Origin of the sequence: Flavobacterium sp. HJ-32-4 (assembly GCF_022532105.1) — a bacterium.
Taxonomy (GTDB): domain Bacteria; phylum Bacteroidota; class Bacteroidia; order Flavobacteriales; family Flavobacteriaceae; genus Flavobacterium.
Genome location: NZ_CP092832.1, coordinates 2,990,878 through 3,013,410 on the forward strand (window position 1 = coordinate 2,990,878; position 22,533 = coordinate 3,013,410).

Here is a 22,533-nt window from a genome sequence, read left to right on the forward strand (position 1 = left end):
TTTAAACATATACTCCATTCCTACATGCCTGGCAACATCCAATCAGATGCGACCGTAATACATCGCCTTTACGATACCATCCGAAAGTCCGATCTTCGGCACATAAATCTGCCGCGCCCCACTCCATTTCATCGCGTTCAGGTACACCTTAAGCGCCGGTATGATCACATCAGCCCGGTCGGCGTTGAGTCCGAGTTCATAGATCCGCTGCTCGTACGTCATCGCGTTCAATTGCGAGAACTGCGCATTGAGCCAGAGATATGATAAAGGCTTGTCTTGCAGTTTGCCCGACATCTTGAAGATCTTGTTGATGTTGCCGCCCGACCCGATCATCGTCACCGGTTCATGATCGACAACTGCCGCACGTATCCACTTTTCGATTTCCTGCCATACTACATCCGTCACCATATTGTGCAGCAATCGCACGGTGCCCACCTTAAACGAACGCGAGGCCACGATACTGCCGTTGGCAAAGAGCGAAAATTCGGTGCTGCCACCGCCCACGTCTACATACAGATACGATTGGTCGGTCTTGACCAAATGGTGCAGGTCGGTGGAAGCGATGATGGCTGCTTCGGTCTTGCCGTCGATGATCTTGATCTCGATATCGGCCTCACGCCGGATGCGGTCTACCACTTCCTGCCCGTTATACGCCTCACGCATGGCCGAGGTCGCACAGGCCATATAGCGCTCAACTTTATGCACCTTCATCAACAGTTTATACGCTTTCATGGCATCGATCATCCGGTCGATGGTCTCGTCACTGATCTCGCCCACCGTGAACGAGTCCTGCCCGAGGCGAATCGGCACCCGCACCAGCGAGCTTTTCGAGAATTGGGTTTCCTTTCCTTCCTCTTCAATGATGTTGGCGACCAAAAGTCGCATAGCGTTCGAGCCAATGTCGATGGCCGCGTATTTCCGGATGTTGAGCATGTATGGTGTTTCCTATTTTTCGATGGTATCCTGCGGAGCCTTCGCCGCCTTTTGGGCTTCATACTCTTCCAGCAGGTGTTGGTAATAGCGGTAGGTTTCGAGTTGCGCACGGAACACCGCATTGCTGCCCCGTGGCCGGTATTTGTTGTCGAGTTTATCCGAATGGAGACGTGCCTTTACGTTTCCTTTCCAACCCGTATCGAAATTACCGATGAGTTCTTTCTTGATGATCGGGTCGTAAATCGGACAGGTAACCTCTACCCTTCCGTCGAGGTTGCGCGTCAGGAAGTCGGCCGATGAAATAAATACTTCCGGATCGCCGCCGTTGGCAAAGATGAACACCCGCGAATGCTCGAGGTAGTTGTCAACGATACTGATCGCTTCGATATTCTCACTCATGCCCTTCACACCCGGAATCAGCGAACATATCCCGCGTATCTGCAACTGTATCTTCACTCCAGCCCGACTCGCCTCATACAGCTTGTCAATCATTTTGATATCGCCCAGGCTGTTCATCTTCAGCTTCATATAGGCGGGTTTGCCCAGCTTGGCAAACATGATTTCCTTCTCGATCAGTCGATAGATACGCGTGCGGGTGTAATGCGGCGACACGATCAGGTGCTTATAACGGTGGAGACGGTAGTTCACTTCAAAGAAATCAAACACTTTCGACACGTCTTTCAGGATTGACTGATGGGCCGTAAACAGCGTCACATCCGTATAGACCCGCGCGGTCGATTCGTTGAAATTTCCGGTCGAGATAAAACCGTAACGCCGCACTTTTCCTTTCTCCATCCGCTCGATCATACAGACCTTACTGTGCACTTTCAGTCCCTTGATACCAAATATCAACTGGATGCCTTCCTGCTGCATCTGCTCGGAATACGAGATGTTGGTCGCCTCGTCAAAACGGGCCTGTAGCTCGATCTGCACCACCACTTTCTTCCCGTTCTTCGCCGCGTTGATGAGGGAACTGATGACCTGTGAATTCTTTGCCAGTCGGTACAAGGTGATTTTGATGGATACCACCTGCGGATCGAGTGCGGCCTCCCGAAGGAATTTGATCAGGTAGGAAAACGACTGATACGGCGCGTTCATGATATAGTCGCGTTCGCGGATGCGCTGCAGGATGCTTCCTTCGAGCGTGAGTCCGGGAACGGGCAACGGCGGATTGGCCTTATATAACAGGTCATAGCGCCCGAGGTTCGGGAAATCCATATAATCGCGGCGGTTGTGGTAGCGTCCGCCCGGGATGATACTATCGGTCGATTCGATGTGCATCTTCTGCAGGAAAAAATGCAGCGTATCCTTGTCCATCGATTGGTCGTATACAAACCGCACCACATCCCCGATCCGGCGTTCCTTGACGCTGTCGGCGATCTTTTCCATCATGCTCTTGCTCAGGTCACTGTCGATCTCGAGCTGCGCATCGCGCGTGATCTTGATCATGTGGGCCGAGATGCTTTCATACTCGAAGATGTTGAAGATACTGTCGAGGTGGTAGCGGATGACGTCATCCAACAACATCACGAACTGCTTGCCGTCGGCCGGTGGCAATACGACAAAGCGGTTGATGGTGGTTGGAATTTCGATGACGGCATATCGCACTTCCGCTTTCGTCTTGCGGAAACCCAGCAACGACGGTTTTTCGGTCGCTTTCAACACCATTTTGACGGCCAGATAACCGGAAGTGTCTTTCAACAACGGAAATTCGGCCAGGTCGTTGAGGATGATGGTAACGAGCGCCGGACTCACCTTCTGTATGAAAAATTCGCGGATGAAGGCTTCCTGCTCTTCCGACAACTCGGTCTCGTCGACCATGAAGATGTTCTCTTTCTCGAGTTCGCGCTCGATGACGCTCAGGATGCGAAGACTCTCTGATTGCTGCCGGATGGCGGTCGTCGTGATGTCTTTCAAAAGTTGGAAGGAAGTCGAGCCGCCGAGGAGTTTCTCTCCGGCAATGCCCGAAATGGCAAGGCGGCGTACGGCCGAATACCGCACCCGGAAAAACTCGTCGGAATTATTGGAAAAGATGCCCAGAAAACGAAGGCGGTCTAACAGGGGCACGTTTTCGTCTCCGGCCTCCTGTAATACCCGGGCGTTAAAAGCCAACCAGCTTTTTTCCCGGTCGATGTACTGATTCTCAGGTATCATGTGATGTCGTGTTCTTTGGGGAAAATAGTCGTAATAGTGCGCCCTTTACGAAGCAGGCCCCAGTCGGTGATGGGCAGTTCAAGGTGCACGAAACCGGCGGTCGGGACGTTGACGATCAACCGGTCGCCGAAGGTATTGACCAGGTCGGTGATCGCTTCGTTATGTCCGAAAACCAGTAAGCTCTCTACCTCATCCGGACATTCGGAAATGGCGCTTTCCAACTCGCTGTCGTCAAAGGTATAAAGGTCTTCTTTTACCTGTATGCGTTTTTCCTCCCACCCCAACGTTGCGGCAAAGAGACGGGCTGTGGTGAGCGCACGGCGGGCCGGACTGCTCCATACAACCGTTCCCTCCGGGATGCGGTCGCGCACTAAGGCCGCCATACCGTATACCGTACGTTTGCCACGGTCGTTCAACGGACGCTCGCGGTCGGATTGCCCGGCGCTCCAGTCGGATTTCGCATGACGGATTAAGAGCAGTTGTTTCATTGCAACAGGTTTCGGCCCCTAAAATTAGGGTTTTCTGTTGGAAGGACGAGGATGTTTTTAGTGGAATTACCCTTATGGGGACAGACGACCCGATGTCCAACCGGATGCGGCGCGCACATACCGGATGCGGTCGTGCAGGCGATTCGGGCGGCCCTGCCAGAACTCGATTGAAACCGGACGCACCAAATACCCGCCCCAATGCTCAGGCCGCGGCACAGTCTTGCCTTCGTATTCGGCTTCCAGTTGGGAAAGACGCTCTTCCAACACCTGCCTCCCCGGTACCGCTTCACTTTGTCGCGACGCCCAGGCACCCAATTGGCTGCCAAACGGACGCGAGGCAAAATAGGCTTCCGAATCGGCGGCAGGCAATTTTTCAGCCGTTCCTTTAATGATCACCTGCCGCTCCTGCTGCTGCCAGAAGAACGAAAGGCTTACGTTGGGGTTCTGTGCGATATCCTGTCCTTTGTCGGACGCATAGTTGGTGAAGAAAACGAACCCGTCCGGATTGAATTCTTTTAATAACACGATCCGCCCTGAAGGATGCCCGTCTTGTGATACGGTTGACAACGTCATGGCATTCGCTTCACCTGCCCGCGCGGCATCGGCCTCGTCAAACCACGCCTCAAACAACGGCATGGGATCAGACGGCAGGCGGTCTTCGATCAGTTCGAACTGGTCGTAGGATTTCCGGTAGTCCCGAAGATCTTTCATGGTAATGGGATTTTAGTGTAAAGATAGTTGACAATGAACAATGGACAATTAACGATGAACAATGTACGATGAACCATGAAGAGTGGACGGCTAATAATGGATAATTTTATTTTCCGCACGCGAAACAATTATAGCTGGTGAATGTGACTTAGTGATCAAAGAAATAATCTATTTAGAAATGAACAACAACCAGTTATGAAGCGGTAACTCATACTATCTTGCTAGCTATATGGTTAGAGCAGTGGTTTTGAATTTTCCATTCCGAAAATGATTCGATTCGGCTCTTTAGGCTATCCTTCGATTGTATTTCGTTCCATCTTTTCGTCAGTTCACTGCTTCTAGGTGGCGATGTCTTATCCCAACTTATTTTACCATATCTTAGGAAATATAATGCATTTTCCTCGTCGGAGTTATCTGAGAGTATGCTAGCTATCCAAAGGCACGCATATCCCACATTTAAAATAGTATTTATGTGATCCTCGTTCATCAATAGTTTTAGCGAATAGTAGTAAAATACCAAGGCCTTTTCCCGCTCTCCCAAATACTCTAGACATTTCCCGATATTTCCATAATAGGCTCCACCAAATTCCTTGATTAACTGATGCTCAACCAGTGAGTCTATATTTTGTCCATTCGAAAAGTAATGCAGAGCTTTATGGACACTTTCATTTACTTTAGAATCTCTATGTGCAAGAGCCAGATTATGTCGCAAACTATAGCTATCGGCTAGACTTGACTCTTCGAGTAGTGCCACGCCCTCTTCGCCCATTTCAATGGCTTCACTGAATCTTCCCTGATACCAATATGAATAAACCTTTTCGCTACAGTATGCGAGATAATGTACGCTTTTTCCAGGAATTAGCTTCTTGTACTTTTCAAGTAAAATTTCTGCCTCAGAAAAGTTACCCATTTGAGTCAAATTTGAAGTAAGCCTGTTTAATTGTGAATGAAAATATGGATACTCATCTGATATGGCCGCCTCCCAGTTCAGAGAGTCAAATAAACGGTGAGCGACCCTTGCGTATTCTTCCGAGTATCCAGCGCTCAAAATAGAGTACGAAACTTCTTCTAAAGCGACCAGCGCGGGCTTTAAATCTCCCTGATTAATTTGAAGCTCAATTTTTAAAGTCCAATTTTGAAACTCTTGTAGAGAAAGTTTCGAATTAAGCCTTGGTTTTAGAATGTAAATAAACTGATCATAATATTTAACAAAAAGCGTTATAAATCTAACTCGTTCCGTTTTTGGATACTTAGTCAAAACAAACTCCTTAACTAAGGGGTGGAGTTCTATTTCTCCATCTTTTAAAGTTTCAATTAAATGAAGGTTTTTTAAAGTTCTAATAGATCTATGGAATTGATTAGGCTTTATTTCACTGTCTAAAATAACTTTCAAATTCTCCTCAGTTTCTGGCCGAACGGTTTCGGCAATTCCTCGAATAACATTTTTCTGCTTGTCATTCAGTGTCTGCCATACTGCGGTGAGAATTTTCTCAGAAAGAATTGAAGAAAAGTTATCCTCCTTAAATGTTGTTTTCCCCTCAATTTCCGTCATAAATTCGTTAACTGTATTTATGCCCCTTACAGCTTGGCCTGCTATAAGATTTAGCCAAAGAGGATGCCCTTTAGTAAGTTTATGCGCTCGATGTGCTAGATTTTCCAAACTGTCTTTACCAACTCCAATTTGATAATGCTTAAATAGACTAACACACTCGCTTTCTGATATGCCTGTTAGCTTTATCTGATAAAAATCTATGGTTGCCTCTCTTATGAAGGGCCGGCAGGTGAAAATAAATCGTGACTTGTGGTTCCGGCTGACAATCTGTTCATAAAAATACCCGAAACTTCCGCTTGGAACGAAAGAGACCAAATCAATATAATTGTCAATATTATCAAAAACGAAAATGATTTTTCTCTCTCCTAATACATGGAAAAATGTGTCTACTAAATCATTGTTATTAAGAGATTCAAAATTGATTTTAATTTCCGGCTCTAATCGTTTTATAATAGAAATAAGCTTGGTTTGAAAACGATTTGCCTCCTCTTTGAAATCTCGCCAGTCAGCGAACTCATAGGTTTCGGTATCAAAATAATTTCTAATATAGTGGGAAGCTAGCGCCGATTTTCCCTGCCCCCCAATACCCGTGATGAAAACAATTTTAAAAAAGGAAGTATCAATACTTTTCAGCTCTTTTTCTCGCCCAACCCAAAACTTATTAACTGGTGGAGAGTCATAATCGTTAGCTGAAGAGATACTCAAGATATTCAAATCAGACTTTGATTCTATGTCTTTTTTTATCTCGACCTGCGTCTCCACTGCATTTTTCCTTTCGGCAATTAGAGTATCTAAGAATGGTTCAAGTTCGCCGTAATCTTCTATAAATAAAGGATTTATTTTTTTTGGCCACTGCCTTCCCGTATCTGTTGTTATAATATAATGCTCGGGATTAAATCCAGAATATAATTTTTCTATAAACTCAAAAACGAAAGATATGTAAGGATCCGTCATTCCAAATCCAATGAAAAGGATTGACTTATCGGAAATTATCTTCTTTAATTCAAAAGTTGAGGACTTTTCCCCATCAGAGTACAACTTTTCATACTCTTTGGAAAACAAAACAAACTTATCGGGCTCTTGAATATCGCCGTGGATTTTAAAAATGTAGCTTTCGTAGTGTGAAAGATTTGCTACTTTGTATTTGTTGGAATAGGGGATTACTTCAAAACTCGGCAGTGCTTTCTCGATAAGATTATCATAGTTCGTCGTGATTAGATTGCTAGATAACTGCCCTATCTGGTGATGAACTCGCAAAGGCGTGCAACTGTCATACGATCTTAAGGTTTTCTCAACAATCGCAATTGCATCGTCTCGGTAATCGCTAATTTTCTGAAGAACTTCAATCGGTGTAAGGACTTCATCAATTAGAGCACTTTTAAACTTTTCACTTTTAGGCTCTTTTGAGGATATCCCGTCAAGAATAGTTTCCACTAGGCCATTCCAATTCGGAATTCCTGCATTAATAGAAAGTCCGGCGCCGACAAAAATTACGATCTCTTTTTGATTGATTTTATTAATTAAATCTTGTTTTATAGTTTTCATATTGATATGTCGTATCCTGGTAATTTAAGTGGCTTACTATTTACCAAACCTACGAAACCTTCGTCAAACCACCTAACGTTTCTCTATTATCCGAGAACTACTTTGTCTAGAGCAATTCGAATGCAACTTTCTCTATTGACATTTCTACTAAATCCAGCTTATGAAACTTTCTGCAGAAAAAATGAATTAACTCTTTAACTCGAAGATCTTTTGGAAGGAAATAGTATGTAATGCGAATCAAGTATTGAATGCAAAACGCTACCAGGAAAACTTCTGACTACCAATCAAACACCTTCCCGTCATCCGCCAACTGCGTATTGGGAAAAACTTCGGAGGCTTCTTCCCTAAACCGCTCGATGTTGTCATAGCGAGTAGAATAATGGCCAAGGATCAGTTGCCCGACACCTGCTTTCTGGGCAATCGCAGCGGCTTGCTTTGCGGTGCTGTGCATGGTGCGTTCCGCCAGCGCCGCCTCGGTTTCGAGGAAGGTGGCTTCATGGTAGAGCACATCAACGTCGCGTATGAGTTCCACGAAGGTTTCGGTATACACCGTATCGGAACAATAGGCGTAGGCCTTGGGCGGTACCGGATCAAACGTAAGCGCCACGTTCGGCACCACCGTTCCGTCGTCGAGCGTCACATCCTTGCCATCCTTGACATTCTGTAAATAGGCCGTATGTACGCCGTATCGTTGCACCGCCTCGGGGTTGATCCTGCGGTCGCCGATTTTTTCCCTGAAGAGGAAGCCGTTGGTGTAGACGCGATGCTGTAACGGAATCGTCGTGACGGTCACCTTCTCATCCTCAAAAATCAATTGGGATTCTTTGGTGTCGAGTTCATGAAAATACAGCCCGAATCCGGTATACGAATCGGCATACCGCAATTGCAAAAGGATGATTTCCTTAATGCCCTTAGGCCCATACACATGCAGGTCAGCGGTGCGGTTGAGCAGTGTCATCGATGAGATAAGTCCGACCAACCCAAAAAAATGGTCGCCGTGCAGGTGGGAAATGAAGATATGGTCGATACGCGAAAACTTGATCTTATTCCGGCGCAATTGCACCTGCGTACCCTCTGCACAGTCAATCAGGAAGAGACGGTTCTTGATTTCCAACACCTGTGAAGTCGGATTGCTGAACGTACGCGGCGTGGCGGCATAACACCCCAGGATCGTCAGTTGCATCAGAAACCGAGGTCGCGTTCGATTTCCTCCATCTCGATCAGGTCGTGCGCTTCCTGCCGCGTCGGAACCACATGCAACTGCGCGGGCGTTTTGTTGAAATCGACGTCGGGAATCACCACGACAAACGTCTTCTTTGCCTTTCGGTGCGCTTTCGCCAGGGGCAGGAAGGCTTTGAGTTCTGACACGCGAATGTCACTCCGGTCGGTGAGGTCGACCACTAGATGCTGCTTGTCAAAGGACGGGTATTCCTGCGTCAGTTGGTTGAGGAAGTCTTCAAGCGGTTCCCCTGTGTTGTATAAGATAGTGATAGGGCCTTCGGTTTCGAAACGCATGCCGTGAACTTTTAAGTCTAGTGTATTTTGGAGGCCAACAGGTAAATGACGGCCATCCGGATCGCGACGCCGTTCTCCACCTGCTCAAGAATCACCGATTGGTGCGAATCCGCCACATCCGATGTAATTTCCACACCTCGGTTGATCGGTCCGGGGTGCATGACCACGATTTCTTTGTTTAATGAATCGAGCAACGCCTTGTCGAGTCCGTATTGCTGGCTATACTCGCGTGTTGACGGGAAATAGCTCACATCCATCCGCTCGTTCTGCACCCGCAGCATGTTGGCTACGTCGCACCATTCGAGCGCTTTGCGAAGGTTCGGCTCGACGGCTACGCCCAGGCTTTCGATATAACGCGGGATGAGGGTCTTCGGACCACATACTTTCACCTCGGCACCCAGCATCCGCAGGGCGAAGATATTGGAGAGTGCCACGCGGGAGTGCAGGATGTCACCGACGATGACGACCTTCTTCCCTCCTACCTCACCCAGTTTCTCACGGATGGTATAGCTGTCGAGCAACGCCTGGGTCGGATGTTCATGCGCTCCGTCGCCGGCGTTGACGATGCTGGCTTTTACGTGTTGGGAAAGGAAGTGGGCGGCACCGGCACTCGAGTGGCGCATCACCACCATATCGACTTTCATCGACAGGATGTTGTTGACGGTATCGATGAGCGTTTCGCCTTTTTTCACTGAGGACTGCGCCGCCGAGAAACTGATTACGTCGGCCGAGAGGCGCTTTTGGGCGAGTTCGAACGAGAGTTTCGTGCGGGTACTGTTCTCGAAGAAGATGTTGGCGATGGTAATGTCGCGCAACGACGGTACTTTCTTGATCGGCCGGTTGATGACTTCTTTGAATTGGTCGGCAGTCTCAAAAATCAGGTCGATGTCGGATTTCTGGAGGTATTTGATCCCAAGCAGGTGCTGTACACTGAGTTCGGCCATTATGTCGTTGCAGTTGTTTTGTTGTTGACCAGGTATACCGCGTCTTCACCGTCTTTTGACGTCCAGCAGACACGTACTTTCTCATCGTTGATCGCATCGACCTGTCGCCCTCTGTAATCGGGTTGGATAGGAAGGTCGCGACTGAAACGGCGGTCGATCAGCACCAGTAATTCGATAGACGACGGGCGTCCGAATGACTGTATCGCCGTGAGGGCGGCCCGGATGCTGCGACCGGTATACAACACATCGTCGATGAAAATCACGTTCTTGTCCTCGACCAGGAAATCGATTCGGGTCTGGTTGGCCTCGAGCGGTTTCTCGTTTCGGCGAAAATCATCGCGGAAAAAGGTGATGTCGAGATAACCCAGTGCCGGCGCTTTTACACCATAATCACTTTCAAGAAGGGACTTGAGTCGTTCCGCCAGGAAAACGCCACGGGGTTGGATGCCGATCAGGACGCTATTGGAAAAATCAAGGTGTTTTTCGCGCAACTGGCAGGCCAAACGATGCAGTATGATATGGATCTCTTTCGAGCTGAGCAGGAGTTTCTGGCTCATACGACGCGTGTTTGGAGCGTAAAAGTACACAAAAAACGGCAGTCTGGAAAATAGATTTACCAACCCCGACGTTTTCATACCCGGGCGATTTTGCTATATTTGTTTAGGCCCTCCCAAATCCTCCCCTGCATGCTCCCCAAACGCTCGTATTCGATTACCCAACTCACGGTCGCCACCACCCTGTTACTTGTCGTTTCCGTGTTCTCGTATGTGAGCATCTATCGGATGCAGGAGTCACTCCGACAAATCAACCGATCTACTGTGGTAAAGCTCGAACTGCAACGGTTGCTGTCGGATTTCGCCAATGCCGCCACCGCCCACCGGAGTTACGTTTACAGTGGCGACCCCACATTCTACCGGCACTACCGCGAAGGCGTTGACACCATCCGGCAGCAACTGCGTAAAATCAAGACGTTAGTGCACGACTATCCCGACCAGAAACACAATATGTATGTTCTGGAAGCCTTCAGTGAACGCCGCATCGCCTACCTCGAAAGCCAGACTAAAAAACGGCAGGACATCCTGACGGAAAAGCAGTGGCGGCCGACCCGGCAATACTTCCTGCTGGTTAAAGGACAGACCGACCTCATGACAGCGGAGGAAGACCGCATGATGACGGAACGGATGGAGATGTTGAAACGACAGGAAAAACTGCTGCCGTTGTATGTGGTGTTGTTGGTAGTCGGATCGCTGATGACACTCGTTATCGGTGTCTATCTGCTTACAAAGGAAACGAAGCGATCGCGACGGCTGAAATCGCAATTGGAGGAGACGTCGGAAGAACTTGAACGCAGTCATCGGGAGTTGCAGATCGGACACATCAACCGCGGCCTGCTGAAAGAAGTAGCCGAAAAATTCTCCGATTACAAGCTCTACAATGAGTTTTTCCAGCTATTGGCACAGTATATATCGGATGTCGTAAAGGTTGACAGCGTGTTGATCGGAAAACTGATGAAAGACGACGGCGAGCCGCACATTCGGACGATCGCGGTATGCGTGCAGGGGCAAAAAGTCGATAACTTCACCTTCCAACTCAAAGGATCGCCTTCGGAAGTCGCGCTAAGGGACGGGCATTTCGTTTGCGAAAGCGGGTGTCAGACGGCCTTCCCTGATTCGTTGGTGTTGAAAATGCTTGAAGCCGAATCGTATGTAGGCGTGGCCTTGTATGCGATGGACGGCCAACCTGTGGGGATCATTTCGGCTATGCAATACGAACCGATTACCCAGTCCGATACCGTCCTTTCGATTTTACAGATTGCAGCCAAACGGGCGGAGCTGGAGCTATTGCGACTCGAAAACGAAGAGAAACTCTCACAGCAGAACGAATCGCTGGAACAGACCAACCGCTGGCTCTCGAAACTGAACAAAGAACTGGAAGCCTTCACCTATATTTCGAGCCACGATCTGCAGGAGCCTTTGCGGAAGATACAAATCTTCATTTCGCGTATCCTTGATAATGAAATGGACAGCCTGTCGGACAACGCGAAGAATTATATGATCCGAACGCAGGAAGCCGCCAACCGACTCCAGCGCCTGGTGCAAGACCTCCTCGCCTATTCCCGCCTCAAATCCGGATCGGTACCCACCGAAAGGCATAGCCTCAGGGAACTGGTCGACAGCCTGCGGAACGAACTGCATGAAGAACTTGAATCAAGGGGGGCACAGTTAATTGTAAGCGGTGCCGACGACATCCTCGTAGTGGAATCGCAATTCAAGCAGTTGCTGAATAACCTCATCTATAATTCGTTGAAGTTTTCGTCACCAGAACGTAGGCCCATTATCGAGATCCATAACAGTTTAATGAGCGGAAAGGAAGTGCCCGAAGAAGGCACAGATCCGAAGCGCCGGTACCATTGTATCAGCGTATCGGATAATGGTATCGGCTTCGATCCGCAATACCGCAAACGGATTTTTGAGTTGTTCCAGCGTGTGCATGAGGAAAGCAAGTTCAAGGGAACCGGCATCGGCCTGTCGATCGTGAAGAAAATCGTCGACAACCACAACGGTATCGTGACGGCCGACAGCACGGAAGGACTGGGCACGACGTTCACTATCTACCTCCCCGCCGAAAACGTGTAAACCTTGCTTTTGATCGTGTAAGACAAGCGGTAGTAGTATTGCGAACTTTATCGTAAAAACCTACCGATATGAACAAGCGTTATTTTTCCCTTGCATGTCTTTTGGCCGCTGTGCCACTTATCTCTGGCTGTGAACTGGCCGAAGGCATCTTCAAAGCCGGCGTTTGGGTCGGCGTTCTCGTAGTCGTGGGCATCATTGCCTTAATCGTTTGGATTATTGGGAAAGCGCGGTCGTGAAGTTTTGAGTGTTGGGTTTTGGGTTTTGGGTTTTGGGTTAGACTATTCTTGTGTTTAACGTTGCAACTTGCGCGAGGGCGCTGGGAAGCAATAGGTCAATTGCCTGGATAAAGCCTAGATAAAGCGTATATAAGGCGTATATAAAGCGTATATAAAGCGTTGATGGTGACAAATTGTAGTCGGGACTTCTTCGCGCTTTACACGCCGGGTACCTTACTTTCTATTTCAGGTTAGCTCGATAGAAGTAGGAAGTGATCAACTATAGAAAGGTGTTCGAACACACCACGCTACTTGGTTTTTGTGAATCCGACCTGAGAAAGTTCGGATCTTGATAAATCTACAGACGCTGACAAAAAACGTTTTTCGAACTCAGATTCATAACGCTTCCCACTAATTGCGTAACCGCGCATCAGCCTCGATCAAAGAAGACATTTCCAGCCAGGAACCGATCCACTCAAAACCCAAAACCCAAAACCCAAAACTCAACACTTCACGAGTACATTTTCTTCCGCAACTCCTGGATTTTCTCATCCTCGAAGTAATCGTCGAACGTCATGTAGCGGTCGATGACGCCTGATGGTGTCAGTTCCACCACGCGGTTACCCACCGTTTGGGCGAATTCGTGGTCATGGGTGGTGAAGATCACGGATCCTTTAAAGTTCTTGAGGGAATTGTTGAAAGCGGTAATCGATTCCAGGTCAAGGTGGTTCGTCGGTTCATCGAGCATGAGGATGTTCGCGCGCTGCATCATCATCCGCGACAGCATACAACGTACTTTCTCTCCTCCTGACAACACGCGGGCTGTTTTCAGCGCTTCTTCTCCCGAGAAGATCATCTTCCCGAGGAAACCGCGGATGTATACCTCATCGCGTTCTTCTTCTGTCTTGGCCCATTGGCGCAACCAGTCAACCAGTGTGAGGTCGTTGTCGAAGAAACTATGGTTGTCGACCGGCAAATAGGCCTGTGTCGTGGTAATGCCCCACTCGTACTTTCCGGCATCCGCGGCCTGGTTGCCGTTGATGATTTCATAGAACGCGCTGGTGGCACGGGAATCTTTTGAAAACAAGACGATTTTATCACCTTTCGCCATATTCAGGTCGACGTTGCGGAACAGCACTTCGCCTTCTACCGATGCGGCAAGTCCGGAGATATTCAGGATCTGGTCGCCCGCTTCGCGCTCCTGGTCAAAGATGATGGCCGGATAGCGACGGCTCGACGGTTTGATTTCGTCGACTTTCAGCTTTTCGATCATCTTCTTACGAGAAGTCGCCTGTTTTGATTTCGCTACGTTGGCCGAGAAACGGCGGATGAACTCTTCAAGTTCCGCTTTCTTCTCCTCTGCCTTCTTATTCTGTTGGGCCCGCTGGCGCGCCGCTAACTGCGACGATTCGTACCAGAAGGTATAGTTGCCTGAATAGTGGTTGATTTTTCCAAAGTCGATGTCGGAGATGTGCGTACACACGGCATCCAGAAAGTGACGGTCGTGGGATACGACGATCACGGTATTATCGTAATTCGCCAGGAAGTTCTCCAACCAGCCGATGGTTTCAAAGTCGAGGTCGTTCGTCGGTTCGTCCATGATCAACACATCCGGATTGCCGAAAAGCGCCTGTGCAAGGAGCACGCGTACTTTGAGTTTTCCGTCGAGATCGCCCATCATCGTGTAATGGTACTCTTCCGAAATACCAAGGTTGGAAAGCATGGCTGCGGCATCGGAATCGGCATTCCATCCGTTCATTTCCTCAAAAATCACCTGCAGCTCACCCACACGATCCGAATCCTTGTCGGAGAAATCCGGTTTCATGTAAATCTCGTCCATTTCCTTTTTAACGGCGAAGAGCGTTTTGTTGCCCATCATCACCGTTTCAAGTACGGTATGCTCGTCGAACATATTGTGGTTCTGGTTCAGTACCGACATCCGCTTACCCGGTTCAAGGAACACGTTTCCGGACGTCGGATCGAAATCCCCGGCCAGGATTTTAAGGAAGGTCGATTTACCGGCGCCGTTCGCCCCGATTACGCCGTAACAGTTGCCTTGCGTGAAGGTAGTATTGACTTCATCGAACAGGATACGTTTGCCGAATTGGACCGAAAGATTGTTAACTGTGAGCATCGTTTTTGTGGATTGTGAAAAACAGGATGCAAAAGTAGTGTTTTTTAACCGAAACGCCCACCAGACGCCTGACGGGTTGCCTGGCCCCTATAGTTTTAACGCGTTTTTAACAAGCGTATCCCATCCATTCGGATACATTTGTCTACAATCGTGAGACGATGCGCTATCAAAAGGTACTGAAACTACTATCCCCCTGCTGCTTACTACTTGCCCTGACGTCATGCAACAAACAGTTTGATAATGACGACTATACGGCCTGGTTTGGCGGCGAGGTTACCAATCCGGCCAACCGTTACGTGCTGTTCTGCAAAGACGGTGACGTGTTGGACAGCATCCCGCTGAAACCGGACAATACCTTCCTTTTCAAGTTTGATTCGTTGGCACCCGGACTTTACAGTTTCCGGCACGATCCGGAGTACCAGTATGTGTATTTCGACAAGAACGACAGCCTGATGGTGCGGATCAACGCGCAGGATTTCGATGAATCAATTGTTTTCTGCGGACGCGGTGAGGAAAAGAACAACTTCCTCATGGAATTATACCTGAAGAACGACCACGACCGCCAGCACCTGTTCGATGTATTTGCGTGGGAGGAACCGAAGTTTCGCAAGTATGTCGATTCGGCCTATGCAAGCAAGAAAAAGTTCTACGAACAACACAAGCAGAAAATCGGGTGGAGTGAGGATTTTGATACCTATGCCCTTGCCGGACTCGACTTTCCGCATTATTCTCAATACGAAATCTATCCGATCGTACAGAAAAAACGGCTGGCAAAAGACATGGAAGGTAAGCTTCCCAAGGATTATTACCACTACCGCCGGCAGATCGATTTCAACAATCCGAAACTCACCGCCTATTCGCCTTTCGTGAACTACCTCACCTATATGTTGAACAATGTGGCGATGGTGCACGAAAAACAACAACCGGATCCGCTTGATATCAGTGTGACGAAACTGACGATTGCCGATACGCTCTTCCGGAACCAGAAAATAAAAAATACGGTGTTGAACAACATCGCGTTCATGTATTTGCTCGAAGACCAGAACATGACCAACAACAAACGGTTTCTGGATAAGTATTACCAACTGTCGACCGACAAGAGCCAGCACAACGAAATACTGCGCATCGGCAAGGCCATACAAGCCTTGAATCCCGGGGGAAAACTGCCGCCTGTATCGCTGGTGGATGCTGAGGGCAAGGCCGTCGATATCAACACCGTCATCAAACGTCCGACGGTGCTGTTCTTCTGGACCAAGAACCGGGAGTCGCACTTATTGGCCGCCCACAAAAAAGCGTTGGAGTTGAAGAAGAAATTCCCTGCCTATGACTTCATCGCCGTCAATGTCGACAACGATCAGGGAAAATGGACGCAAAGCCTCCTGAACTACAAATTCGACGGCATCACCGAACTGCGCGCGACCGACTTTCACGACCTAAAAGACAAATGGGTCATCACCAAAATCCACCGCACGATGATCATCAGGGGTGATGGCACTATTGACAATGCGTTTGTGAGTTTGTTTGATGCGTATTTTGAGCAGAAGCTGAAGTAATTAGCGAATTAGCGAATGTGGGAATTAGCGAATTGCGCTTATGGGAAAGTACTTTCTTCTTTCAGTTTAAACGCCGTCTAGATTGCTATTTATAGTTCTTCGCCACTTACTGTCACTTCGCAATTAAGTGTCATAGAGATCGTGAACACGGTCTATCTCCTAATCAGGAAAATCACGCAGCTCGAACCGTCACTGTTGGCATTGCTTCGCTAGTAGGCTATCGCCTCGCAGCTCTAATTTACACATCTGCTCATCACCTTCTTCCAACAAAAAACCCGACAAAACGCCGGGTTCTTATTTCTGGTGCAGAAACTTTCATTCGCTAATTAGCTAATTCCCACATTCGCTAATTATTCCCCTTTTGGTAATCCGCAATAAACTGCGCCAAACCAATATCCGTAAGCGGATGTTTGAGTAGGCCCAGCATCGCAGAAAGCGGACCGGTCATGACGTCAGCACCGATTTTGGCGCAGTTGACGATGTGCATCGTGTGGCGTACGGAAGCGGCCAATATCTGGGTTTCGAAGCCGTAGTTGTCATAGATCTCGCGAATCTCTTCGATAAGCATCAGGCCGTCGGTCGACACGTCGTCGAGGCGTCCGATGAACGGAGACACGTAGGTGGCACCCGCTTTGGCCGCCAGTAAGGCTTGTCCGGCGGAGAACACCAGGGTTACGTTGGTTTTGATGCCTTTCTCAGAGAAATACTTGCATGCCTTGATACCGTCTTTGGTCAGCGGCAGTTTCACCACGATTTGTTCGTGCAGGTCAGCCAGCTCTTCTCCTTCGCGTATCATGCCATCGAAATCGGTGGCAATAACCTCGGCACTTACGTCGCCGTCGACGATGTTGCAGATGTCGACATAGTGTTTGAGGATGTTGTTCTTTCCGGTGATGCCTTCCTTTGCCATCAGCGAAGGGTTGGTCGTCACGCCGTCGAGCACGCCGAGTGCCTGTGCCTCGCGGATATCGTTCAGGTTTGCGGTGTCAATGAAAAATTTCATGGTATCTGGATTATGTTGTTTCAGAAGGACTACCCGCGCAATACGCAGGTTACCGGCGCGAAATTACGCTTTTTTGCGGCCTGTTGGAAGTTCTAGTTGGTAATGTTTCATCAGCATACGCTCGTACATCCTGTCGGGAAGCAGTCGTTTCAACACAATCGAAAACCGCGACAGGAACGGCCCGACTTTATAGTGTACGGCAGGCTGGCGCGTCTCCATGATTTTCTCGATGGTATGCGCCACCATGATCGGGTCATTTCCGCCGCTCACGTGTTGGTTGACGAGCGCCACCGTGCGACCATAGGTTTCGGCATAGGCGGAATCCGGCTGAAGCGCCGTGTTGTAGCGTCGGGAGGCGATGTCTGTGGCGAATTCTCCCGGGGCCAGGTTGCATACCTCGATACCAAAAGGCTTCACCTCCATCCGAAGCGCTTCCGAAATAAGTTCGAAGGCCCCTTTGGAAGCCGAGTACGGTCCGCGGAACGGGAGTCCCATATAACCTGCAATCGAGGTGATATTGATGATGAGTCCGGAACGCTTGTTTCGCATATGCGGCAGCACCGCCTTTATCACGTCAATAGGCCCGAAAAGATTGGTTTCGAAATGCGCACGAAGGGCGTCCGACGGAATTTCTTCCAATGGCCCGAGGATGCCGACTCCGGCGTTGTTGACCAACACATCGATGCGTCCGGCTTTTTCGATGACCGACGCCACACAGGCGGCAATTGTTTCGGGCCGGTTCAGGTCGAGTGGCACTAATGGGAAACGAGAATCGGTAATCGACGAGGGCTGGCGGCTGGTGCCGTAGACCGTGTGCCCGCGTGATGTGAGGTAATCGCCAACGGCTTTACCCAATCCGGAGGAAGCTCCGGTGATGAGAATGACTTTCATGGGTGTAAAATTAGGGAATTAGCGGCACGAGGCGAAAGCCTATTGGCGAAGCAATGAGATAATGGGCGGATTCGGCTCCTTCCGGGCAAATCAAAGTTCGGAGAAGTTTTGGTTGCCTTTTAAAAAATCGAAGTTAGAAAAACCGGCTTGAGGTGAAAGACACGTTTTCTGTAACAAAGATGTAATATATTTGAAATAAGTCCGTCTAACCCCTTCAAAAAACGCAACGATGCACAAACCGGTAGTAAGTGATGGCCTTGGAAATGAGATCCGCTTGTCGCGGGTTTCACAATTCGACGGATCCGCCACCTTCAAGGCTTTTTCCGCCAAGTACGTGGTGCAGGGATCAGAGTGGTACCAAATCGACGGGCGCCGGTATGAAGTGCGGGAAGGCGACTACATTATAGGGAATACCACCTCCAACGCGCATATCCTGATTGACAGTCCGAAGCCCGTATCCGGCGTATGCATCGACATCGATACCCAAAAATTACAGGAAATCATCGCCTACCAATACGGCGATAACGACAATTTCCGCTCGTTCCTGTTTGAGCAGGAAGGGATGGTCAACCGCTACAAAGCCCATCACACCCATCTGGGGTATGTCATCCAACAAATCGAACGGCACTTTGATGCACTGAGCGACGGTACACGGCTGTTGGGCGACGACATTTTTTACTCGATCGGGGAATGCATCGTCAAAGACCATGCACAATTGTTCCGTCAGTTCTGCAGTCTTGAGAGTGTTCGAAACGAAACCTCCCGCCGGCTGTTTGACTTTATCCGGGACGCCCGTCATTTCATCGACCATCATTTTACGGAAGACATCGGAATCGCTGCGATTGCGTCCGAGGCTAAACTTTCCGAATACCATTTCATACGGCTTTTCAAGAAAGTATGGAATGTGACGCCCTACCAATACGTTTTGCGTTGCCGACTTGAATTCGCGCATGCCCTTCTTCTTGACGGTATTTCCGCATCGGAAGCGGCGCATCGCTCAGGGTTTGCCGACAAATGCGCGTTCAGCAAAGCCTTCCGTAACAAGTTTGGCGTGCCGCCCTCCGCAATTCGCAATTTTTGACAACCTTTTCGTTTGAAGGGCCCGTACTTTTGAAGAAAAAAGATGAAAACGCCCTTCAACCGCTATCTGCACATCGCATTTGTCTTGATGGGATGGTTCTTTCTTTTGTATCGGGAAGAACCTGGCACGGCCCTCATCTATTTCGGACTTGCGCTGGCCTTCGATCCGTTTAACCCCGAGCAAACGTGGAAAGACCGGCCGTTTTGGCAGAAAGCCGTTTTGATTGCTGAGCTCATCGTCGTACTTATAAGTGGTATCCTCGAATGGCAGTCTTTATGAGAAAATCAGTTAGTCCCTTCCGTCTTACGTGCCGACATGCCGTGATTGCGCTGGCCTTACTCTGCACCACACTCAATCACGCCCAGACCTTGCCTCGAAAAGGCTGGTTCGGCGCGCGCATCGTACCCGATCCGGCGGGCATCCGGATAACAGAAGTGGTAGGAGGTACCTCCGCCAACGCAAAACTGCAAAAAGATGACATCGTCACGGCCATTGCCGGTCGTCCGGTTACCTCCCCGCAGGACGTGGTCGATACCATGGCGCGTTCCGGTGAAGGCGATAAAATCACCCTGGCCCTCCTCCGCGGAGGCAAGAAAACGACCGTATCCGCCAAAGTCGCCGGTCGCCCGCGCTCTACCGATCCGGCGGCCGAGGTGCTCTACGACCGTGTGGCGTTCAAGGGTGGTTACCTTAGCGTGATCATCAACAAACCAGCGGGGAACGGAACCTTTCCTGCCGTACTTTTTGTACCCGGATATACCTGCAGTTCGATTGACGGGCTTCCGGCCGACCATCCCTATGAACGCGTTGCCCGCGCCTTTAGCGCCGCCGGTTTTGTAGTGGTGCGGGTAGAGAAAAGTGGTCTGGGCGACAGCCGCGACACGCCTGATTGCCGGATGACCACACTTACCGACGAAGTGGAAAGTTTCAAAGCCGGGTTTGAAAAAATGAAGTCCCTCCCCTACGTGAACGCAGGCCAGCTCTTTATTTTCGGTCATTCGATGGGAGGCATTATAGCGCCCGCCATCAGCGCATCAGAAAATGTCAAAGGAGTAATCGTATATGGCACGACGGCGAAAAGCTGGTTCGAATACCAACTTGAGATGAACCGCCTTCAATTGAAACTCGCACATACCCCACCGCTGGAATACGAGTCCAAATGTCGAATTCAGGGTGAAATCGCCTACGACTACTTCATCGCGAAAAAACCACTGGAATCCATTGCGGCCGATCCGGCTAAGGCGGAGGTATTGAAAACCGACTGGCAGTATGACGGAAATAGCATGATTTTCGAGCGCAACCAGGAATACTGGCGGCAGATACAGGATTACCCGTTGCTCGAAAACTGGAAGAATACCAAAGCCCAGGTACTGGTGCTGTTTGGTGAATCTGACTTCCAGGCATTTTCGAAAGCCGACCACGAACAGATCGTTGACCTAGTCAATCATTACCATCCCGGCGGCGCGACCCTGGTCACCTTTCCGGAAACCGATCATTATCTGGCCCGTTCGGGGAGCATGCAGCAGGCGTTTGACCTGTTTAGCGGCGGACACATTAAGGAATTGTTCGAGGCCTTCAACCCTGAAGTGACACGAACATCCGTCGAATGGGCGCAAAAAATCCTCCGGTAATGTAACGGAACGATCCGAACCTACACTTCTTTAAAACGAAACACCATCAGCACTACACCTATGAAAACCATCGCCATTATCGTATTCCAATTGTTAGGCTTCCTGTCAGCCCAGGCACAAACCTGGCAAAAACTCACTACTGAACCTTATCAGGGCAAGCAGGACGACATCAGCTTCGTAGACCGCAACACCGGTTGGTATGTCAACGGATATGGCCGTATCTACCATACCACCGACGGCGGCCAGACCTGGACGAAGCAGTTGGAGCAAAAAGGATCCTTTTTCCGTACCATTGTATTTCTTGACAAAAATGTCGGGTTCGTCGGCACGGTCGGCACCGACTACTTCCCGAATGTTACGGATACCATTCCATTGTATGGCACCCGCGACGGAGGCGTTACCTGGAAACCGGTTCCGTATAAAGGCCCGTATGTGAAGGGATTGTGTGCTTTTGATGTTGTAAAGGAACAATACATCAACCACGGTAAGATTGATTACAAATACCATATTTATGGCGTCGGACGCGTTGGAAGTCCGGCCAACATCATGATTTCACACGACGGTGGAGAAACCTGGACCTCGCGTAGTATGCAATCCGATTGCAAGATGTTATTTGACATCCGGATGCTCGATAAAAACACCGGTTTTGCGTGCGCGGCGACAAGCGAAGACATCTCCCAATCGAATGCCCTTATCCTGAAAACGACCGATGGCGGGGCGACCTGGCGCAAAGTATTCCAATCGGCCCGCCCGTTTGAAACCACCTGGAAGGTGTCATTCCCGACCGCCAAAGTAGGATACGTGACCATCCAATCCTATAATCCCGAACCAAGTGTCGCACAACAACGCGTAGCTAAAACCACCGACGGCGGCGAAACCTGGACCGAAATTGATTTGGTGCAGGATGCCGGTGCACGCGAATTTGGTATCGGTTTCATCGATGAAAAACACGGCTACGTGGGTACGATGAACAGCGGCTTCGAAACGACTGATGGCGGCACCACGTGGACGAAGATCGACTTAGGAAGAGCGTGCAACAAAATCCGAATTTACACCGACGCTGATAAAAAAGTGTACGGTTATGCGATTGGGGTGAACGTGTTTAAGTTGCCGTAGGGAGGGTTGAGGGTTGATAGTTGATAGTTGACAGTTGACAGTTGACGGTTGACGGTTGACAGTTCACAGTTGACGGTTGACGGTTGACAGTTCACAGTTGACGGCCTTCCATCTGGCAGAAAATCCATGTCTGTGGCGTGCTGTAATGTCTGGTAATGGACATGGAATAGTCCATTGACTTGTACTCTATTCAAACTTTAACAATTGGTACGGACTTCCCGTAACGGTAGGTCGGCGGCATTTCATAAGGGACGCATCCGCCCCTCCCCTAACGCAAAATACCCTTTCCCGACGACATGGCAATACGGGAAATCCGCACATTTTGTCAATGGTTAGGACGAGTTGGGGACAGTTGGGGGTTGAGGGTTGACAGTTGATTGTTGATTGTTGATTGTTGATAGTTGACGGCCTTCCATCTGACAGAAAATCCA

At 49.3% G+C, this 22,533-nt stretch carries 19 protein-coding genes; 7 read left to right on the top strand and 12 right to left on the bottom strand.

Features of this window, described 5'->3' with window-relative positions; translation table 11 throughout:
• Window positions 1-42: 42 nt before the first annotated feature.
• The 9 genes from MKO97_RS12825 to pyrR form a co-directional block, all read right to left on the bottom strand.
• Window positions 43-933, bottom strand: a complete 891-nt coding sequence (locus tag MKO97_RS12825) for a Ppx/GppA phosphatase family protein (RefSeq protein ID WP_241103609.1) — start codon at window positions 931-933, stop codon at window positions 43-45.
• 12 nt (window positions 934-945) lie between these two features.
• Window positions 946-3,087 (bottom strand): polyphosphate kinase 1, encoded by a 2,142-nt coding sequence (gene ppk1 / locus MKO97_RS12830; protein ID WP_241103610.1) that lies wholly within the window; start codon window positions 3,085-3,087, stop codon window positions 946-948.
• Entirely contained in the window at window positions 3,084-3,575 is a 492-nt protein-coding gene (locus MKO97_RS12835; protein ID WP_241103611.1) for a histidine phosphatase family protein, read from the bottom strand. The genes ppk1 and MKO97_RS12835 overlap by 4 nt, the downstream gene beginning before the upstream one ends.
• A gap of 72 nt (window positions 3,576-3,647) precedes the next feature.
• A complete protein-coding gene (pdxH, locus tag MKO97_RS12840; RefSeq protein WP_241103612.1) occupies window positions 3,648-4,286 on the bottom strand; it encodes a pyridoxamine 5'-phosphate oxidase in 639 nt (212 codons plus the stop codon).
• A 208-nt stretch (window positions 4,287-4,494) separates the two neighbouring features.
• A complete protein-coding gene (locus tag MKO97_RS12845) occupies window positions 4,495-7,383 on the bottom strand; it encodes an SIR2 family protein (RefSeq protein WP_241103613.1) in 2,889 nt (962 codons plus the stop codon).
• A 277-nt stretch (window positions 7,384-7,660) separates the two neighbouring features.
• A complete protein-coding gene (locus MKO97_RS12850) occupies window positions 7,661-8,566 on the bottom strand; it encodes a ribonuclease Z (RefSeq protein ID WP_241103614.1) in 906 nt (301 codons plus the stop codon).
• Window positions 8,566-8,898, bottom strand: a complete 333-nt coding sequence (locus tag MKO97_RS12855; RefSeq protein ID WP_241103615.1) for a ribonuclease Z — start codon at window positions 8,896-8,898, stop codon at window positions 8,566-8,568. Before MKO97_RS12855 ends, MKO97_RS12850 begins: the two co-directional genes overlap by 1 nt.
• Before the next feature lie 17 nt (window positions 8,899-8,915).
• The gene (locus tag MKO97_RS12860; protein ID WP_241103616.1) at window positions 8,916-9,842 is read right to left on the bottom strand and encodes an aspartate carbamoyltransferase catalytic subunit; all 927 of its coding nucleotides are present in this window, start codon (window positions 9,840-9,842) and stop codon (window positions 8,916-8,918) included.
• On the bottom strand, window positions 9,842-10,399 hold the full coding sequence (pyrR, locus tag MKO97_RS12865; protein ID WP_241103617.1) for a bifunctional pyr operon transcriptional regulator/uracil phosphoribosyltransferase PyrR: 558 nt from the start codon (window positions 10,397-10,399) through the stop codon (window positions 9,842-9,844). Before pyrR ends, MKO97_RS12860 begins: the two co-directional genes overlap by 1 nt.
• 129 nt (window positions 10,400-10,528) lie before the next feature.
• Between pyrR and MKO97_RS12870 the strand changes: the two genes are divergently transcribed.
• On the top strand, window positions 10,529-12,478 hold the full coding sequence (locus MKO97_RS12870; RefSeq protein WP_241103618.1) for a sensor histidine kinase: 1,950 nt from the start codon (window positions 10,529-10,531) through the stop codon (window positions 12,476-12,478).
• Window positions 12,479-12,546: 68 nt separating this feature from the next.
• Window positions 12,547-12,714: a phosphatidate cytidylyltransferase gene (locus MKO97_RS12875; RefSeq protein WP_241103619.1), complete on the top strand. Its 168-nt coding sequence runs from the start codon at window positions 12,547-12,549 to the stop codon at window positions 12,712-12,714.
• A 490-nt stretch (window positions 12,715-13,204) separates the two neighbouring features.
• On the opposite strand, the gene MKO97_RS12880 is transcribed toward MKO97_RS12875, so the two are convergent.
• Window positions 13,205-14,827, bottom strand: coding sequence for an ABC-F family ATP-binding cassette domain-containing protein (locus MKO97_RS12880; RefSeq protein ID WP_241103620.1), 1,623 nt, complete (start codon window positions 14,825-14,827; stop codon window positions 13,205-13,207).
• Window positions 14,828-14,985: 158 nt separating this feature from the next.
• Between MKO97_RS12880 and MKO97_RS12885 the strand changes: the two genes are divergently transcribed.
• Window positions 14,986-16,380, top strand: a complete 1,395-nt coding sequence (locus MKO97_RS12885) for a thioredoxin family protein (RefSeq protein WP_241103621.1) — start codon at window positions 14,986-14,988, stop codon at window positions 16,378-16,380.
• 346 nt (window positions 16,381-16,726) lie between these two features.
• Here the strand turns inward: MKO97_RS12885 and fsa are convergent, their stop codons facing one another.
• Both fsa and MKO97_RS12895 read right to left on the bottom strand, forming a co-directional pair.
• Window positions 16,727-17,383 carry a fructose-6-phosphate aldolase gene (gene fsa / locus MKO97_RS12890; protein ID WP_241103622.1) on the bottom strand — a complete coding sequence of 219 codons (657 nt, stop codon included), beginning with the start codon at window positions 17,381-17,383 and terminating at the stop codon, window positions 16,727-16,729.
• Window positions 17,384-17,446: 63 nt separating this feature from the next.
• Window positions 17,447-18,274, bottom strand: coding sequence for an SDR family oxidoreductase (locus tag MKO97_RS12895; protein WP_241103623.1), 828 nt, complete (start codon window positions 18,272-18,274; stop codon window positions 17,447-17,449).
• Between the two features lie 229 nt (window positions 18,275-18,503).
• On the opposite strand from MKO97_RS12895, the gene MKO97_RS12900 reads away from it, so the two are divergent.
• The 4 genes from MKO97_RS12900 to MKO97_RS12915 are packed head-to-tail and all read left to right on the top strand — an operon-like array spanning window position 18,504 to window position 22,102.
• Entirely contained in the window at window positions 18,504-19,355 is an 852-nt protein-coding gene (locus MKO97_RS12900; RefSeq protein ID WP_241103624.1) for a helix-turn-helix domain-containing protein, read from the top strand.
• Window positions 19,356-19,397: 42 nt separating this feature from the next.
• Window positions 19,398-19,634: a hypothetical protein gene (locus tag MKO97_RS12905; RefSeq protein ID WP_241103625.1), complete on the top strand. Its 237-nt coding sequence runs from the start codon at window positions 19,398-19,400 to the stop codon at window positions 19,632-19,634.
• Window positions 19,631-20,986: an alpha/beta fold hydrolase gene (locus MKO97_RS12910; RefSeq protein WP_241103626.1), complete on the top strand. Its 1,356-nt coding sequence runs from the start codon at window positions 19,631-19,633 to the stop codon at window positions 20,984-20,986. Before MKO97_RS12905 ends, MKO97_RS12910 begins: the two co-directional genes overlap by 4 nt.
• Before the next feature lie 60 nt (window positions 20,987-21,046).
• Window positions 21,047-22,102 carry a hypothetical protein gene (locus MKO97_RS12915; RefSeq protein WP_241103627.1) on the top strand — a complete coding sequence of 352 codons (1,056 nt, stop codon included), beginning with the start codon at window positions 21,047-21,049 and terminating at the stop codon, window positions 22,100-22,102.
• Window positions 22,103-22,533: the final 431 nt, after the last annotated feature.

Bases quoted from the DNA above. Each gene is read 5' to 3' on its own strand.
- MKO97_RS12825 (WP_241103609.1), bottom strand. From the start codon at position 933: ATGCTCAACATCCGGAAATACGCGGCCATCGACATTGGCTCGAACGCT.
- ppk1 (WP_241103610.1), bottom strand. From the start codon at position 3,087: ATGATACCTGAGAATCAGTACATCGACCGGGAAAAAAGCTGGTTGGCT.
- MKO97_RS12835 (WP_241103611.1), bottom strand. From the start codon at position 3,575: ATGAAACAACTGCTCTTAATCCGTCATGCGAAATCCGACTGGAGCGCC.
- pdxH (WP_241103612.1), bottom strand. From the start codon at position 4,286: ATGAAAGATCTTCGGGACTACCGGAAATCCTACGACCAGTTCGAACTG.
- MKO97_RS12845 (WP_241103613.1), bottom strand. From the start codon at position 7,383: ATGAAAACTATAAAACAAGATTTAATTAATAAAATCAATCAAAAAGAG.
- MKO97_RS12850 (WP_241103614.1), bottom strand. From the start codon at position 8,566: ATGCAACTGACGATCCTGGGGTGTTATGCCGCCACGCCGCGTACGTTC.
- MKO97_RS12855 (WP_241103615.1), bottom strand. From the start codon at position 8,898: ATGCGTTTCGAAACCGAAGGCCCTATCACTATCTTATACAACACAGGG.
- MKO97_RS12860 (WP_241103616.1), bottom strand. From the start codon at position 9,842: ATGGCCGAACTCAGTGTACAGCACCTGCTTGGGATCAAATACCTCCAG.
- pyrR (WP_241103617.1), bottom strand. From the start codon at position 10,399: ATGAGCCAGAAACTCCTGCTCAGCTCGAAAGAGATCCATATCATACTG.
- MKO97_RS12870 (WP_241103618.1), top strand. From the start codon at position 10,529: ATGCTCCCCAAACGCTCGTATTCGATTACCCAACTCACGGTCGCCACC.
- MKO97_RS12875 (WP_241103619.1), top strand. From the start codon at position 12,547: ATGAACAAGCGTTATTTTTCCCTTGCATGTCTTTTGGCCGCTGTGCCA.
- MKO97_RS12880 (WP_241103620.1), bottom strand. From the start codon at position 14,827: ATGCTCACAGTTAACAATCTTTCGGTCCAATTCGGCAAACGTATCCTG.
- MKO97_RS12885 (WP_241103621.1), top strand. From the start codon at position 14,986: ATGCGCTATCAAAAGGTACTGAAACTACTATCCCCCTGCTGCTTACTA.
- fsa (WP_241103622.1), bottom strand. From the start codon at position 17,383: ATGAAATTTTTCATTGACACCGCAAACCTGAACGATATCCGCGAGGCA.
- MKO97_RS12895 (WP_241103623.1), bottom strand. From the start codon at position 18,274: ATGAAAGTCATTCTCATCACCGGAGCTTCCTCCGGATTGGGTAAAGCC.
- MKO97_RS12900 (WP_241103624.1), top strand. From the start codon at position 18,504: ATGCACAAACCGGTAGTAAGTGATGGCCTTGGAAATGAGATCCGCTTG.
- MKO97_RS12905 (WP_241103625.1), top strand. From the start codon at position 19,398: ATGAAAACGCCCTTCAACCGCTATCTGCACATCGCATTTGTCTTGATG.
- MKO97_RS12910 (WP_241103626.1), top strand. From the start codon at position 19,631: ATGAGAAAATCAGTTAGTCCCTTCCGTCTTACGTGCCGACATGCCGTG.
- MKO97_RS12915 (WP_241103627.1), top strand. From the start codon at position 21,047: ATGAAAACCATCGCCATTATCGTATTCCAATTGTTAGGCTTCCTGTCA.